This is a genomic window from Roseicyclus sediminis (assembly GCF_025515305.1).
In the GTDB taxonomy this organism is placed as follows: domain Bacteria; phylum Pseudomonadota; class Alphaproteobacteria; order Rhodobacterales; family Rhodobacteraceae; genus Roseibacterium; species Roseibacterium sediminis.
Genome location: NZ_JAOPHT010000018.1, coordinates 39,568 through 55,575 on the forward strand (window position 1 = coordinate 39,568; position 16,008 = coordinate 55,575).

Annotated in this window: 10 protein-coding genes; 3 read left to right on the plus strand and 7 right to left on the minus strand. The window is 59.6% G+C overall.

What is annotated here, in order from left to right:
- Positions 1-48: 48 nt before the first annotated feature.
- A complete protein-coding gene (locus N8I71_RS17760) occupies positions 49-1,098 on the minus strand; it encodes an HhH-GDP family DNA glycosylase (RefSeq protein ID WP_316249264.1) in 1,050 nt (349 codons plus the stop codon).
- On the opposite strand from N8I71_RS17760, the gene N8I71_RS17765 reads away from it, so the two are divergent.
- The gene (locus tag N8I71_RS17765) at positions 989-2,455 is read left to right on the plus strand and encodes a DNA cytosine methyltransferase (protein WP_262879366.1); all 1,467 of its coding nucleotides are present in this window, start codon (positions 989-991) and stop codon (positions 2,453-2,455) included. The genes N8I71_RS17760 and N8I71_RS17765 overlap by 110 nt on opposite strands.
- Positions 2,456-3,635: 1,180 nt before the next feature.
- Here N8I71_RS17765 and N8I71_RS17770 read toward each other — a convergent pair.
- From N8I71_RS17770 to N8I71_RS17785, 5 genes are all read right to left on the minus strand, one after another.
- A complete protein-coding gene (locus N8I71_RS17770) occupies positions 3,636-6,227 on the minus strand; it encodes a hypothetical protein (protein WP_262879367.1) in 2,592 nt (863 codons plus the stop codon).
- A 137-nt stretch (positions 6,228-6,364) separates the two neighbouring features.
- On the minus strand, positions 6,365-6,772 hold the full coding sequence (locus N8I71_RS17775; RefSeq protein ID WP_262879368.1) for a hypothetical protein: 408 nt from the start codon (positions 6,770-6,772) through the stop codon (positions 6,365-6,367).
- Positions 6,765-6,962, minus strand: coding sequence for a helix-turn-helix transcriptional regulator (locus N8I71_RS20615; protein ID WP_406676244.1), 198 nt, complete (start codon positions 6,960-6,962; stop codon positions 6,765-6,767). The genes N8I71_RS17775 and N8I71_RS20615 overlap by 8 nt, the downstream gene beginning before the upstream one ends.
- Positions 6,963-7,052: 90 nt before the next feature.
- On the minus strand, positions 7,053-7,616 hold the full coding sequence (locus N8I71_RS17780) for a hypothetical protein (RefSeq protein WP_262879369.1): 564 nt from the start codon (positions 7,614-7,616) through the stop codon (positions 7,053-7,055).
- Between the two features lie 52 nt (positions 7,617-7,668).
- The gene (locus N8I71_RS17785) at positions 7,669-7,935 is read right to left on the minus strand and encodes a hypothetical protein (RefSeq protein WP_262879370.1); all 267 of its coding nucleotides are present in this window, start codon (positions 7,933-7,935) and stop codon (positions 7,669-7,671) included.
- Between the two features lie 488 nt (positions 7,936-8,423).
- Here N8I71_RS17785 and N8I71_RS17790 point away from each other — a divergent pair, with 488 nt between their 5' ends.
- Positions 8,424-9,380 carry a metallophosphoesterase gene (locus N8I71_RS17790; protein ID WP_262879371.1) on the plus strand — a complete coding sequence of 319 codons (957 nt, stop codon included), beginning with the start codon at positions 8,424-8,426 and terminating at the stop codon, positions 9,378-9,380.
- Positions 9,377-9,841, plus strand: coding sequence for a hypothetical protein (locus N8I71_RS17795; RefSeq protein ID WP_262879372.1), 465 nt, complete (start codon positions 9,377-9,379; stop codon positions 9,839-9,841). Before N8I71_RS17790 ends, N8I71_RS17795 begins: the two co-directional genes overlap by 4 nt.
- Before the next feature lie 518 nt (positions 9,842-10,359).
- On the opposite strand, the gene N8I71_RS17800 is transcribed toward N8I71_RS17795, so the two are convergent.
- On the minus strand, positions 10,360-15,963 hold the full coding sequence (locus N8I71_RS17800) for a hypothetical protein (RefSeq protein WP_262879373.1): 5,604 nt from the start codon (positions 15,961-15,963) through the stop codon (positions 10,360-10,362).
- Positions 15,964-16,008: the final 45 nt, after the last annotated feature.

Sequence of the window (16,008 nt, forward strand, 5' to 3'; positions counted from 1 at the left end):
TCTGAAAGCATGCCCGCCCGGCAGATTTGGCCGCGCCCCCAAACTCCTCTATTGGGCGGCGCACTTCTTCCACCAGTTGCAGCGCCCTCTCCACTCGCAGGCCGAGCATAGGGGTTGGGGCGCCTTGCAAACCTTCGCTGCGTAATCGAGCGTCGCCCAGTTGACCCGCGCTGGATCCTCGCTCTCGACGAGCCAATGACAGGCCTCCTGCAACCATGGATCATACCGGATATCCGCGAGGCGCCGGGGGCGGAGATAGCGCTCGATGACGCGTGCCATGTTCACGTCAACGAGCGGCCTGGCCTGCCCGTGTTGGAAGAGCAAAATGGCGTTCGCGACGTACTGGCCAACGGCTGGCACCTTCGACAGTTCTCGCTCATCGTCCGGAAAGACCCCGCCATTTTCGTCAGCATAAGTCGCGAGTGCCTTTATCGAGACTGCGCGACGCCTCCATAGACCAATGGGCCGGATCGTGTCCTCGAGTTCATCGGGGCTTGCCGCGGCGAGTGCGCCCCACGTGGGGAACTTACCAAAAAAAGACTCGTATAGACCGGATACGGTTTCAGCCCGGGTGCGCTGGAGCAGAACCTCGACGCAGATCCTCTCGTAGGTTGACGCTTGACCTGATCGCCAGGGGAAATCGCGACCCTCACGCGCGTACCAATCGAGTAGGCGGCGTCTGAGACGCGTGATCCTGGACTTCTCGCCCCGAGTGAGCCGTTCTTGCGTCATCCTGACCTCGGGCAAAGCTTGCAGAGGTTTCCTTATCTCGCAGCCCCAGCCCCGACGAAACCATGAAAGGCTCGCGAACGGCAAAGATCGACCAGAGCTTCTACAAGTTGAAGGGACGATCTCTTGGCGCACTCTATCTTGTGGAAAGCGCCGTGAATTCGTTTGCCTTGGAGTCGTCGCCGTGGTCGAATAACTTTGGGGTCGGCCTCTTTGGTCAGCACCGTTCGCGAGCAGTTGAGAAGGCAGGAAAAGGCCCATGACTTCGTCCCTGGCATGCATCGACCTGTTCGCGGGCTGCGGCGGCCTTTCCCTCGGCCTTAAGCGGGCCGGCTTCGAGGTTAAGCTAGCAGTCGAAAAGTCCCCCATGGCTGCCGAGACCTACTACCACAACTTCGTTGAACCGATCTGCGACCCTGCCAAGTGGAACGACCACCTCGGGCTGTCGACGCTGGAACAGGCCCATAGGGGCTTAGTCGTCGATGCCCTGGAGGAGGTCCTCGGATCGGAAGAGCTCCTGCGGGAATTGAGGGCTGCCGGCATCGACCTCGTCGCGGGAGGCCCTCCTTGCCAGGGTTTCTCGCTGGCGGGGCGCCGCAATCCGGGTGACATTCGCAACGAGCTGCCCTGGCAATTCCTCGAATTCGTTGAACGCGTCGAGCCGAAGGCCGTTATCATCGAGAACGTCGCGGGCATGCGGCACGACTTCAGGAAACACGGTGCGAGGTCACCCTTCGAGGACCTTAGGATTGCGCTTTCACGTACTGGGCCGGGCTACGCTGTTCAGCCGATGGCGCTCAACGCCATGCATTTCGGGGTCCCACAACACCGACCGCGGGTGTTTCTCGTCGGCCTCCGACGAGACCTCGCGGATGCGGAAGGCGTGCGGGTCACGACGGACACCTGGCTCTCCCAGAACGAAACACCCCATGAGCCGCAAGTCCCCAGCCGCCCTGCCCTTGCCCCCAGCCGAACCCACTTCGGCACAGGCCATCGACAGCACCTCACGGTCAAGGACGCGATCTCCGATCTTGGGAACGAGGGATATCTCTTTGACCAGCCATTGACGGATTACGCACGGGAAATGAGGACGAACGAGCCATTGCTGAAGAGCGAGGATGACAAGCTCGAAAACACCCCAAGCCTGCATAACCACGTGCTCCGCTCACATTCGGACCTAGTGAGGCGAAGGTTCGAGTTCTACCAGTTCTTGCGCGATGCCCGGATCGATACGCGGCTCCTATCCCTGCCTTTGAGAACAGATGTATTTGACGCCGAGCGGCGAGAGATGATCCACGATGCGATCAAGGGGCTAGAGTTCCCGCTTATGTTGGAAAATGGCAAGACCATTGCCAGAAGCAAGGGCGCGCTCGTTCGCCTCGTGAACCGCCTCGCGACGAAGAAGCACAGCCAGCGAGCTCTCTCTCTCGACAGCCCTGCGCCAACCGTCGTCAGCCTACCCGATGACTACGTGCACCCGACGGAAGCGCGCACGCTAACGGTGCGGGAGATGGCCAGGTTCCAGTCGTTTCCCGATGCATTCGAGTTCAGGGCCAAAGAGACAACCGGTGGTACGAAACGGCGCACGGAGGTGCCGCAGTACACGCAAGTTGGCAACGCCGTACCCCCGAAACTCGCCGAGGCGCTCGGCCGGAGGCTGGCTTCAATCATCTCGACTGCTCGCTTTGAAGAGCACCGCGGAAAAGGTGATGCTGCGGTAGCTTAAACGCATTTGTTGCGCGGTCCTGCCTTCCACTTGTGCAAGACACAGGGGACCGGAATAGCCGTCAGAACCCAACCAGCCTAACGCCGTGCGAGGCGCGAGCGCCCAGATTGTAGAAGCGCGACGAGGTCGGCTGAGACCTGCTTCTCTGTGCTCACGCTCTCTCGTCGCGGCAGTAGGAAGGGAAGGACGGTTTTTGCAGCGGCAATCCTGGCCAACAGCGGCTGCGTGGGATCGTGTGCGACACGCTCCAACTCGAGAAGCAGCGAATGGCCCCGCTTGTGAACGGCCGCCTCGAGAAGCTGGTTTTCATCCACGTCGAGAACCTCGGCGACGGCTTGGCGCGCGAGCGTCGCCTTGTTTTTCGAGCCGCGCGGTCTGCCCGCACCTGGTCGTTTTCCACCGTGACCAGCCATATCGTAGTCTGTCTCCCAGCCCCTGTGGTTTATCGATTGGATATCAAGTACGTATAGCCGCCAAGCCTCATAAAGACCAACCTGGTCAGAGTGTTAGCACGATCGACCACGCATTTGAATCATTGATTCTTTGGCAGCCATTTTCAAGGTGGCCCTGCCTCAGCTGTTGAGGGGGCTTGCGGAATATGCGGGGGGTGCGTAGGGCAAATCTCCCTTCATGAATATCCGCGATGCAATCGTTATTCACCAAGTGTGGTATCCGCCTCCCTTTTCCTCCGTACCCTCCGCACCCTCAGCGTTGGCTTGTGAATCGAGAGGCGATCCGGCACGTAAACTGGCAAACCGTTTCGGATTTCGCCTGAATTGCGAATAGAGCCTTTAGCCTCGAGGCGATCGTAGGCCCCCTGCGTCCATTGGCGTGCTCGTTCCCTAAGGAAGGAACCAGGCGCGTCCTGTCCAAGGTGATTTGGCGAAACATCTCCTCTGTATGCCAAGAACACATCGGTTATGAATGCTGGGCTGACCCCGAGCTCTTGGCTGATTTCACGAATGGATTGCGTGGAAAGTGCTCTTTCAGGGTGCCTCTGTTGCGCGGCTCTTATCGACGACAAGACAATTCCAAACAATGGATGGTCGCAAATCCGTCGCCTACGCTGCTCTTCATTGAACCGTTCCTCGTCTGTCATCACGGTCATGAGTGTACGTCTCGCCATATTTTTGAAACGTGTACGTCTCGTCATTGTTTTTCTCCACTTCTATGAATGGCATCAGCTCTTTTCCTCTACCCACCACACGCTCTTCTTGGTGTGACCATCCTTCCGGGTGCGCAACACGAGGCCACCGGCGACCCTGTCCTTGCGGTAACTCAGGGCCTTGCCAATCGTCGATGCAGAGCGAGTGGTTTGCTCGTTGATCGCAACAAGGGCTTCCCACAACGCGTGGGCAGTACCCGGGCCTTTGACACCCGGCTCTTGGCGAACCGACTGGTAGACATCGGCAGCGAGAAACTCCCGTTCACCGTACCGCTCACGAAGCGCGACGAGGAGGTCCGTGTGGAGTTCCAGGTCGGGATCGTGTTCCAGCGCGCGTGATACTGCTTCAAGCGGGTCGGCGAACGAACCCTGTCCGATATCATCGGCGATCCAGCACACGGTGTTCCTCACGAGGTCACTCCACCCCTCGAACGATGCCATGCGACCGACGAGTTTTTCAGCGTCGCTTGAGAGGCAGCCCCGCAGGACCGTGAGCGCAGCGGCGATCAATTCCACGCGGTGCTCGCGCACGTGAACCAAGGGGTCTAGGTCGAAACTCCTCTTGAAGGGCTGGTCCGTCCTCGGGTCGATACGACAAACCAGTATCCGGCGCACCAAGTCTCCCTGCAGGGTGAGGTTGTTGCCCGTGAACATGAAGAGCGACTTGTTCGGGACCGTGATGACCTCGGAACGGCCCAGCACGCGGTCCGTGAACTTCTCGCTCGTGAGGGCGGCCGCCAGCGAGGCAGAGTCGAAGGTGCCTAGGACGTTGTCCCACACCATAGCCTTGGCGCCAGTCCTGAGGAAGGACATGAGCCGTTTTCGCACTTCCTCGTCGTCGCGTCCGCTCGCGTGGGGGTAAACGACTGGATCGTGGTCCCCGGAGAGAACGGCAACGCACTGCGCGAGCAACGTCTTGCCGCTGCCCTGCACTGGAGCGTCGAAACCGAAGCCGGGGCATGTCGGCAGGATGCCCCGCACCGCGGCCGAGAGCAGGGCGGCAAGGAAGATGCCACGGTCTAGCGGCTCCACGAAAGGGAAATCCTCGAAGGGCTTCATCAGGGTAGCCAACGCCTTCTCCACCTCGCGCGCGGAGGGTGATATCGGGATCGCAACCTCGGGATCGTCGGGGGCGCGGTGGTAGTACAGCTTGGTTTCGGCGTCGTATCCCGGCGCGTCGAGGATCGTGCCATCCGGCCGCAGCGAGGGAGCCGTTATCACTGCGTCGAGCGACTTGAGGCCACGAATTCGGCCAAGCGAAATGATGCGCTTCACTAGGTTCGCAGGAGGGTCCCTATGGATGAGGTTCCCGCGTGCATCAAAACCCTGGTACTGGATTATGCCACCGAGTTTCTGCTCTAGGCGGTACTGTTCGAGAGGATGCAAATGGCCATCGATCAGCCATGCAAGCTCGTCGCCGAAATCGTAGAAGGCAGGATGGTGTCGAAGGACGTCTAGCGTCTGGTTTACGGCCTTGTCGAGCTCGCCCTTCAGGATCGTGATGAACACTTGGCCGCGTTCGAGGAAGTACGTGACGCCACCGTGCGCGAAGCTGTGTAGAGTTTTCTTGGTGCCGCCCAGGAATAGTCTTCCGACAATACGTCCGCCGTCATAGCCGGGCTCGAAGGCGTCGCGGGTCTTGGCGCCGTTATACTTCGCCGGGGCATCAAGCACCTCACCGACGGTTACCTTACTCACCTCGCCGTCAACCTCCACCTCGAGGACGAAATCGCCGGGGAGACGCCGCGTGTCCAGGGCACGCCTCACGCTCTTCTTCGCTGCCTCAACCGCGTCGTCGTCGGCACCTGGTCCAGCGATTTCGCGGGCTCGCTCACCGACATATGCTTCGCGCACCGTGGATGCCTCCTCCTGCCTCCCAACGCGCGCCCTGCCCTGTAGGGACTCGAGGAGGTCCCGCTCGTGAGCGTTGAGGTCGGGAAGCGCCTTCGACGTGTCCACGCGATCGCTGCCGCCCGGATGTAACCGTGGCCTGCCCCGGTCTTGGAGAAGCGGCTCTTCGCAATGCGCACCACCCGCGAAATCGAGGCGATTCGCCTGCCAAACACCCGCGTCAGCCAGCGTCCGGAGCAGCATCGTTCCGGACTTGCTGACCTTGACGTAGCCGTGGCCAGCGAGCCAGAGGCGGTCGAAAAGGACTTGCCCTGCCCTCAGGATGTCGCTGCCGTCTTCAACCATGATGTAGAGCCGCTGCCCGCGTAGGCGCGACACCCATTCACCGGTGTCCCGGTTCTTGATCCACGAGGAGGACGAGGCCCATGACAGGATGTCGACCTGTGCCAAGCCGGGCACGGCCGACCTGATCGCGGCCACTAGCGCATCGGTCGAGAGGGCCTCGCCCCCCTCCTCCGGGTCGTAGTCGATCATCATGATCGCAGGGCCGTCGGGCCAGGAAAACGTGTCGAGCGTCCTGGCGGCCGTGTCCGCCGGCTGGCCCTGCCGCTCCCAACTCGATTTCGTGGTCAGCTCGAGCGGCGACGTCTCGGCGATGCCGTAGATGAGTGCCTGCGATGTCGACAGCCCCTCGAGGATCGCCGAAAAATCGCGTAACGACAGGACCTCCCGATGCTCGGCGAGCCCGGCAGACATTTGGCCGCCGGGCTCCATACGGAGAGTGCCATCCATAAGTTGAATGCGCTTCGAGATAGTCCCTGGCCGCTTCGTGGTGACAACAGTCAAACGTCCGGACTGGACTTGGTCGGGGCTATCTTGGAGATCTGTCATGGTCAAAGATCTCGCCATGAAGGGCGTAGACGGCCAGTATGGGGGCTTCTCAGACGGCCCTGATCACTGAAGAAACCAGTCGGCACCAGACCCAAGCGCTCCAGCTCCCACTTGAACACGTCCTTGCTCACGACGCCGTTTGGGTCCCAAGCGGCATGGAGTTTCCAGATCATGATCGTAATCTCTTGAAAAAGGTCCAATGCCTCTTCCACGATATGCCCGACATCTCGACGCTTGCGCTCGTTGAGTTGGTCAAATGCTCTCCAGCACGCCATGAGCCGCATGAGCATTCGCTCGTACCCCTGGACCTCGCTGATTACCGGGTTTTCAACCCCCGTAGAGATGCACCCATTCTCCAGCGAAGCGCTTGCAACGAGATCGGCTAGGAGGCTGCGCTTTTGATTATCCATGGCGAGCACCCTCGCCGTGTTGTTCAACCCAGGCTTTGACTTCGCCAAGCTCGTAGACGACGCAACGCGCGCCGAGTTTGTAATAGCGAGGTCCCTCACCGAGCATGCGCAGCTTGTTAAGCCATGATGCAGAAACACCGAGGTGTTTCGCGACTTCCGGTGTCGAAAAGTATGTCTTCTCAACTCGCATCAGTGTTTTCCCTTCTTGGCATGTGCCTTGATGGGAATCGTTTTGATGCCGTGAAAAACCCGTAGAAACCCTGCCTCCCGACCTTCGGAATTATTTCTTTCTTGGACGACCGCGTTTAGCCTTCTGAAGGTCCTCAATTGCGGCGATGGCAGGAAGGACTTCGCCTTCCAGCGCCGATATCAAGGCTTCCGCGGAAGTCTGCTCGGCGGCCCATTGGAAAAATCGCGCAAGGCCTGCTTTCGACGGGTGACGCTTCACGTCGAAGTAGTAGGTCCTGATGGCGTCGGGCTTGCCAAGCTCCGGCTTGATACCTGAAAGCACGGCGCTTGCCTGATCCGGAGACACCCCATGCTTCCGCACGAGGTACTCGATGTTGAACAAGATCTCGACCAAGCGATCGCCGTCGGCCCTGGGTTCCACGTATTGGAAGCCCGGGACGTGGTCGGCCATTAGTTCGAAAGCGAGCTTTCGCCACGCGACGGGGTCGGCAGGGTTAACCGAGTAGAGATCGAAGAGCAGTCCAATGCGCTCTTGAACTGCCGCATCATGCGCCGTCTTCCGATCACCATGATCCTCGTCGAGCACGGTCGGAAAAGGCGGCAGTGGCTTGTTGAGCTCGCCCTCGTAGACACGTCGTGCTTTCTTCTTGCTCATACTTGTCCGCCCATAAGACGGAGACCTTCATCGGTCGGGTGCCGCAGCTCTCTCATTTCTCTGCCCTATCGAGGCGCTCGACGATCTCCTCCAGCCGCTTCACGCGCTCGGAGAGCGTCGGCCGCTTACGGTCGTCCGGATGACCGATGTGAGAGCCAAGGGGCAGCTCGTCTTCCCAGAAACCGGTATCGCGGAGGTACTGCTCGACGGCCCCCGCTATGACGCCATTCCTGTTCTCGCCGGGGTGGGCGTCGAGGTAGCGCTGGAGCGCGTCCATCCTGCGAGCGCCGAGCCTGACAGAAATCGGCTTGTCATCCATGTTTTTGCCTCCGTGTGACACCATGTAACACGACGTGAAAAAATGTGCTACTCAGTACTTGTAATACGTGTCACGTAACACTACCTCTATCGTGAGGCAGGGAAACAGCCTCGCTCCAAAAACATGGTTGGCAAGGAGAGCGCATGGGCCAGGTATGGCGAGGCGCTTGGGGTCCTTGGACGCGGCATGACGGCAAGTGCATGCCGGTGCCGAAGGGCACCATCGTCGAGGTATTTTCACGGGAAGACCCCAAGAACGCGAAAAACGGGGTCGTACAAAGGATCGGCGTCGCGGGCATTGACCTCGTCCGCTCCTGGTACTGGACGCCGGAGACACGGTCGACGCAAAGGTCCCTTCCGATCGACCGCTACCGCGTGATGCGTCCCCGAACCGACGGCCAGGCAGTGGCCACTCCAGCGAGCACTCGCGTCCCCGAACCAGCCTGATCATTGCAACGATGCACGCAGACACCAACACAAGGAGACTAGATGTACGACATCATCCCTGACATCCACGGCCAGGCAGAGAAGCTGAAGCACCGGCTCGCAAGCCTAGGCTACCACGACACCGGCGGCGCATGGCGCCAACCAACGGTGACCCGCACCGCTGTCTTCCTCGGTGACTTCATCGATCGAGGCCCCGAGAACGCCGAGGTGATCGATATCGTCCGACGCATGGTCGACGCCGGTTCCGCTCGCGCTGTCATGGGTAACCACGAGCTCAACGCGATCCGCTACCACACCGAACACCCTGAAAGCGGTGAGCCTCTGCGCGCTCGGTCAGAAAAGAACACCAAGCAACACCGGACCTTTCTCGAAGAGTACCCAGTCGGAGCATCGAAGACGCGTGACGTCATCGATTGGATGCGATCGCTACCACTGTTCCTAGAGACCGATGAATTCCGCGCCGTCCACGCCTGCTGGGACGAAAGCCACGTCTGCGAGATCAAGACGTCGGCCGGTGACGGTATTCTCCACGAGGAGCTACACGTCGAGGTCGCAGACCCGCGGCACTTACTTCACGACGCCGTGGAGACGACGACAAAGGGACCGGAGTTTCCGCTCCCGAAAGGGTACGGTTTCCATGACAAGGATGGGGTCAAGCGCGACTACATCCGTGCCAAGTGGTGGTCTGCCAAGCCAAGGACGTGGCACGACATCGCGATGTCCGTGCCGGAGCCGAACGAGCTCCCTCCAGGCGAGCCACCGGCAGGGATCGTGGAGCGGAGCTACCCGGCCAACGCGAAGCCGGTGTTCTTCGGGCACTACTGGTTGACGGGGCGCCCGGTCATACAAGCGGCGAACGCGCTCTGCCTTGACTACTCGGCTGGCAGGGAAGGTCCGCTTGTTTCTTACCTCTTTATGCCCGGAGACAAGGAACTCCGGCTGGAGAGGATCACAGTTGGTGGTCAGGGTGGCTCCGGTCCGCGCGGAGCATGGGCATGAACCGCATCCCCCACCCTATCACGCTCGCACAGGAATACCTCTCGACGGCTGGACTACACGTCGCCCCCTATTGGGACGAACCGTTATCGAAAGCGCAAAGAGAGGCACTCCAAGTCGCCGAGACGAGTATAAGGGAAGCTGAGCTCGCAACCGAAGCGCGCATCGGCCCCTACCCGTCCGATCCTATGAGGTTTCCTTCCGCGTTTTTCTGGTGGCTTGCCTTCATGTTGCTTCCGGCTGCCGTACTCGTGGCACCAATCTTTCTTATCGGGCCGCACGGGCTTGTCATCGTGCTTGCCATCGCAGCTGGTCTAGGAACCTACCCTGCGATCGCGTTCGTCAAGATGCGCTGGGACGAGACGCTGCAGGAAAGGTGGTACAGGGAGCAACAGCGGCAATTCGAGCAGCTTTGGAGTGCTGTCCTCGAGGCGGCGGACGCAGCGACTTATCCTGCCAGCTAGATCCTGGCCTGCACGGCGGGTTGAACCGAGAAAGAAGCAGAAGCTGTTCTGCCGTCGCCACTAAACAAGGAATGAACGCAGTCGCTTTGAGTGACGCCTTGCTCGTCACGAGTGAGAAGCAACAACAGATCGCAATCGAATTCCTCGGCTCCAAGGGGGATTTCGTGTTCCCCAGAATTACCATATGAATGAACGGAGTGTGCTCGTAGTCTTGCTCGAGGTGGGTTTTTGCTTACCAACACGCCCTTTGCCTAGTAGTTGACCTCGGGGTCCCACCAAAGCTTCCGGCCAAAGTCTGACGGATGAATGGCTCTTCCACGCATGAGAGCTTTCCGCACCCAGTGAGCTCGCGTCGCGTGATCGTCCACGTAGCAAGCCAGCCCCTCAAGGCCGCGGTTCCCCCAGCGCTCTTGGTAGCGGGTTAGGTCTCTGCGTTCGTCAACCGACTCTGGAATATATGCTGCCCAGCTCGCCAAGTTATTTCCCCATGCAGAGTCCTATCCCGCTTATCGGTAATGCTACTCGAAGAACTCGAAGTAAGGCTTGTCCCGCATAGACGTGCCGGACATTAGGTCCGGCTCGGTCTTGAATATCGAGTGAAGCGGTTCGAGCTGCGGCACCTGCTCTGCAAGTGCAGCATTGTCACCAGTGAAGCCGATACCTTGTAGGTCCTTTGCGCTTATCCGGGGCACCTTGTGGATGCACCAGGTCAAGAGCGGCTGCGACCAGTCAATACTGCTTTGCTTGAAGTGGGAGAGGTACTGCGATGACAGGACGACGCCCATCCCGAACTGGCGCCCCTGCAACATCAGCTGATTAAGGACCTCGAAATCGTGCGCCATGATGTGATGTGCCTCGTCCACCAAAAGGAACGAGTCGATCAGCCGCCGCTGCACGCCATTGGCATCCTTGCGCAGCACCTTGGGCCGACTTGGCATGTACTCGGAAAAAAGCAGGTCTATCAGGAGAATGACCAGCACGCTCTGAACGTGGGCGCCAGCCTGCATGCCCTTGAGATCAACAACCACCGTGCGATCGAACAGCTCTTCGATCGTAAGGAGGTTCCCCCTGTCGGTCTCGAAAACCTCCAGATCGACAAGGTCCGAAAGCGCAGATGTAACAGAGTCGGGTGTCGGAACTTGTTCGCGGTACATCTCGAGGATGTCGCTGACCAGGGGATACTCCCCGTCACCAAAATACTCGTAGGCGCGCTGCACGCAATCGACCAAGCGCTGCCGCTGGACGGTGCCAATGCGGTTAACCTTATCGATGACGTCCGCGAAGAACCGCGCCCTCGCCTTGTATGCATTTTTCTTCGCATCCCTTGGAAGCGCAAAGAAGTTCAGCGGGATTGGTTCATCCCCAGGGGCCAAGAGCTTGCCGTTCACGCTCTCGAGGAACTCTTCGTCGATGTAGTCAGTCTTGTAGTCGAAGATGAATGCTTTTGGTGGCCGGCCACCATTGTCGTCTGCAGATTGCGAAAGCTGGTAGACGAAAGAGCGCAGAAACTGGGTCTTACCGGTGCCAAGGTCTCCCAGGACACCCATGTTCAGCTGGTTCACCGCCGTGTTGCTGGGATCGAAGACGACCTTCTCGGACTTGGTTCCAGACGCGCGCGTCCCAACATGGATTTTTACTCCGTCGAGTGTCTCATCCTCCTGCTCCCGGGGCTTTTCCGGAGGTTTCTTAACGAAATCTCTTTCTGAGGGTCGCGAATGATCACCGGTGCCAACAAGTTGCGTCGGCACGTCAACAGACGGGTGCGAGCCGTCGCTACCAGTGCCTTGGTCTCCATTTGGATGCTCGGCGGACTGAACTCCTCTTTGGTCGCCTTGGTTCTCATTCTTCCCTTCTGTGTCGATAGCAGGATCGGTGCCAGGGCGGCTTTCATCGCAACGTCCGATCGCGTCTCGGTCGAGGGCCCTGGTGAAGGGTGCGTGGGCCTCGCTCGGCTCGTCGGCCACCAGAGCATTTCCATAATGGAGCGGGTTCAAAAGCACCTGCCAAGGATCAGCACCGTCCCCGACACGTTCTTCGATTGGCCTGCTTCCCAGCGATTGCCCGCCTGCTTGGAACCAGAAAAGCGTACCCGTCGAAGTATTCACGTCACAACGACCCTCTGCTACCGCGTTCAGAAAATCACGTTCCTTCTCGACCTCGCCACGCTGATCCTCGAGCCCTGTGACGGCGCGGATGGAGAGCGCCGCTTCCAACAACGATGCGACCGCATTGTTAAGCAAGACGTCGTCCCCATCGTTGACACGTGCCGCCAGGCTCGCCAGCAACTTCGACGAATTCGCGAGCTGGCCTAGCGCTTCTTCTATTTGGCTTGATCGCGGCGAGGGGAAATTCCCGTCATCCGAACGCATTTTCACTTCCACGGGGTGCAGGATCACGGCGTACGTCCCATCGTCATGCTTCCTGGCCCTCACGGCCAGAACGTCAGCCCTCCGCCTGTCGTCGGGTTTCCAATCTTCGCCGGCAATGGCCTCGAGAACGGGATGAATTGCATCCATCGGGAGAATGCAGCGAATGTCATCGTCGCTGTTCCGTTCTTCCCAGTCCTTGAGGGCCCTGAACGCGAGGAAGAAGCCTATCGCTCCCGAAGTCTGCGTGTGACCAATCGACAGCAGCGAAGATAACCCGATACCCCGCGTTCCAAGCTCCGTAAGGACCTGCTGCGCAGAAGACTTCGCGGTTTCCCCAAGTGCCTTGCGGCAATCGTCCTCCAACTCCTGCCGGAAGAAGTCATCGAGCCTTGAAATCGTGATGTAAGGACGTGCAGTTGCAACGCTTGAACGAGACGTGTTCTCCAACCGCGCGAGAAAGGCCGGTCGCCATTCCCAGAGGACCAACTCCGAGCTGATCTGTCCGAGCTCCCTCGAAAGGTTCGCTGGATCCATGTGGGCATTGCCAGAGACAGTCCAACGCGCGGTGGACCCCGTTAGCGCGGGCACGCCTGCCAGCCGGCAGCTTACTCGGGGAAGGCTGTCGTGCGAAGCCAGCGTCTCGAGCTCGTGCAGGCAGTGACCGTAAAACCTCAGGTCTTGAAAGCTGTTCTCCGGCAAAACCGGGCAGTAGGCCGAGCGTTGGGTACCGGATCCTTCTCGCGACCAAACGATTTGCCGGTTAATCGGAAGGCGCGGCGCTGCGCCGTCCGGTTTCTCTTGCCCGGTTGACCCGACTTCAACTCGCACGAGGGGGGTTTCCAAGAACTGTACATCCAGATCCCCGGTGTCCGCAGTTGCCCACTCGATGTGCGGCGTACGCGCAGAACGGTCAGTTCCACGGCGAGCACTGGAGATCGTATCCTCGATCGACGCTATGACTGCCTCCGGTTCGGGAAGTTCACCAAGCCTATTCGGGCTGTCGTAGATCCTTACGCCGCCGGGCAAGCGTCCCATACCATCGGCCAATTCACGTCCAACGGCGTCGATCAATGCTTGGTCGAGCTCCGTGGCCCGCTCAACTTTGTCCGCCGCATGAAGTCCGACGTTCAATTGGGTCACTAGCGGGTTTACCCGCAAGAAGTCCCTAAGAGCTGAAGCCACCCCGCCACGATCCAGCCCGGATGCAGCACCAAATGGAAAGCGACGACCTAGAATCGTGGGTATCGTACCGGTGCCGTTTCGGGTAGCGCGCCTTGCTGCCAGGAATGACCATGCCGAGAACACGCCGTTAAGCTTTGGATCGAGGGGAACGGAAAGCAGGTGCTCTTCTTCCACGGACGGCGCGATCAAGGGAAAGCCTAGCCCGTCAACGAAACGAAGCAGGTCATGCACCTCCCTGCTGCTCCGAGTGCTCAGCGCGTTTGCCGCGCTATTCTGCACCGACCACGACCAACCAAGGCGAAGCGGATGCAAAGGTGAAAGCAGGATACCTTCAAGGTCTCCGCCCGCAACGATCGGGATCGAGAACGGAAACGCGAGCAACATGCTGGGCTGGAATGCATGTGCCTGCCCGAGCAATTTTCCATACGCTTCCAAGTAGTTCTCGACTTTGCCCTTATCGAGCAACCTGAGGTCCAGTCGGCTCGGCCAAGCGGCCGGTCCACCACTAGCCCCGGCGATTTCTCCCAAGCCAAGCTCTTGGAACCCTCGCCAAAAATCTTGGACCTCATCCAAGTCCGCGATTCCGTCCTGCAGTCGCGGTGCACCTGGAACGGTGCCGGCGGCGAAATACCCCATCGAGGCGTCGAAGCTCGGCTCAACACTCCGGGTCTGCCTTTCCGCGGCGACGGCCAAGATCCCAAGCGACCCAGGGTGTGCGGGCGTCGCGGGGCCAAGCACGAATTCGGATGCGAGCCATTTCTCCAGGTCGCAGCGAGGGTCTCGCTCCAACTCTTCCATGATCGATCCGTCGATATCGTTGGCGACTGCCTCGTTGGTGGCGCATGCGGTAAATGGAGAGAGGTGCTCTTCGGAAACCTCCGGCACCTGAATGTCCACTATGTGTCCGCCAAGGGTCAGTTGCAGATCCACATCGGCACGCAGAGGTTCGCTGCGACTGAGCGGGAGCTCCTCGTTGTGCACTTCCGTGATATCGGGTTGCCACTCCCTGTCGGCGCTGGAAAGCGTCAATGGAGCATCCAGACCGGCTGATATTACTTCGAAGCTAGCCGTCGATTTGCCCAGCTTGAAAAGAGGCGTCTCGTCGCGCCCGATTTCAACCGGAACGATCTTGCCGTCGTTAATCGAGTACTTGGTCGTACTGTGAGATAGCAGTCTGGCCTTCGCCGATTTTCCCCGGGGATGTTCAACCAACCAAGTGGAGCCCCTACCCGGGTGGGCGATTACTAGTTGTATCGTGGCTTTTCCTCGCAAGACTTCACGAGCGCTGTCGGACTGGGGCGTTGCGGTGATCTTGCTAGGGTTCTCCCTCCAAGTTCCGCCGGGAAGACGTAGCTCGAGGTCAAATACCAAGAGTTTCTTATCGCCGCTGGGCTCTACGCGAACATTTTCTGCCACGAGGGCTCGCGGATTGCAGTCTACTTCGAAGCTAGGCGCGACGCCGTCAAATTGCGCGGAATACGGCAACTCGAACCCGAAAGTTCCCAGCCACTGCTTGTTCCCTCGATCGAAATCCGCGTCACGGACCGCCAGCACGTGTACGCGATTGCTGGCATCAAGGCCGGGTACACATGGAAGAGGCACGAGACCATCCTCGTCGAGACGCCCCAGCAAGATGTCATCGCTGTCGACAACGGCTCCTGAAAAGAAGGCCGTCTCGCTCGTACTGGCCCAACCATCCAGCCAGTCATTGCTACCATGTCCGTGAAAACAGCACGCCAACACCGGGTGACGAAGGCGTGCGCGGGTCGCAGCCAAGTCTTCCCATTCCAATCGCGCCAAGGAATGTTCCGCGTCGGCCGCCAGCCGCTTCGCCTTCCGTTCGATGTCGCGAATGTCCTTGATCGCAGCCTCAGCCGAGTTGCTACTGCCCCACCTTTCGCCGATGATCTTGGCAAATTTCTTGCCAGAATTGGTACGAGAATAAACACCGGCCGTTTGGTTGTCCGGAATCGGCAGACCTGCCGCTGCGTATACCGCGATCACCATCCGGTTGAGCCCGTGGGCGGATGGAAGTGCCTGGCCCACGGAGGTCAGCTTGGACAGCATCGTGTCGACGTGCCGCCACCAAGCATCGGTCCAGTTTACTTCGTCGTTTCCAACCGCGCGGTAGGCGTCCAGTAGGAACAAGAGAACGGTTTTGAGAATGCCGGCTAACCTTGAACGCTGAGCGTCGTTCGTGGCCAGGTCCGGACACAGCAACGCCACCTCTTCCAAAAGCGTGGCTGACTGGAGCTCGCCCTCGCCTTCTTCCAGTAGCCCAGATGGCAAGCTCCCGGGATTTGCCAGCCGGAAAGCCTCCAGTGACTTGAGCTCCTTGAACTCGCCTTGCTGGTGGACAAGGAGCGCGTTCGCAGACTTGCCGTCTTCCCTCGTCCTTACCTTGATGGCTTCTTCAGGGGAAATTTCACCTTCCGACGGCGATTGCCGCACCACGTGTGCGAATTGCGCTTCGCCACGAGTGGCGTTCGCAGATTTCGCCACTTCAGCGGCGACTTCGGGGTCAAGGCCCGCGGGCAGTTGCAGGCGCGTGAGCCCGGCGGACTTCGCCATTACCCGCCCCAAGGCTCTTGCCAACAAGTGATTTCGTGCTTCGCT

Bases quoted from the DNA above. Each gene is read 5' to 3' on its own strand.
- N8I71_RS17765 (WP_262879366.1), top strand. From the start codon at position 989: ATGACTTCGTCCCTGGCATGCATCGACCTGTTCGCGGGCTGCGGCGGC.
- N8I71_RS17760 (WP_316249264.1), bottom strand. From the start codon at position 1,098: ATGGGGGACTTTTCGACTGCTAGCTTAACCTCGAAGCCGGCCCGCTTA.
- N8I71_RS17770 (WP_262879367.1), bottom strand. From the start codon at position 6,227: ATGTCTGCCGGGCTCGCCGAGCATCGGGAGGTCCTGTCGTTACGCGAT.
- N8I71_RS17775 (WP_262879368.1), bottom strand. From the start codon at position 6,772: ATGGATAATCAAAAGCGCAGCCTCCTAGCCGATCTCGTTGCAAGCGCT.
- N8I71_RS20615 (WP_406676244.1), bottom strand. From the start codon at position 6,962: ATGCGAGTTGAGAAGACATACTTTTCGACACCGGAAGTCGCGAAACAC.
- N8I71_RS17780 (WP_262879369.1), bottom strand. From the start codon at position 7,616: ATGAGCAAGAAGAAAGCACGACGTGTCTACGAGGGCGAGCTCAACAAG.
- N8I71_RS17785 (WP_262879370.1), bottom strand. From the start codon at position 7,935: ATGGATGACAAGCCGATTTCTGTCAGGCTCGGCGCTCGCAGGATGGAC.
- N8I71_RS17790 (WP_262879371.1), top strand. From the start codon at position 8,424: ATGTACGACATCATCCCTGACATCCACGGCCAGGCAGAGAAGCTGAAG.
- N8I71_RS17795 (WP_262879372.1), top strand. From the start codon at position 9,377: ATGAACCGCATCCCCCACCCTATCACGCTCGCACAGGAATACCTCTCG.
- N8I71_RS17800 (WP_262879373.1), bottom strand. From the start codon at position 15,963: ATGGCGAAGTCCGCCGGGCTCACGCGCCTGCAACTGCCCGCGGGCCTT.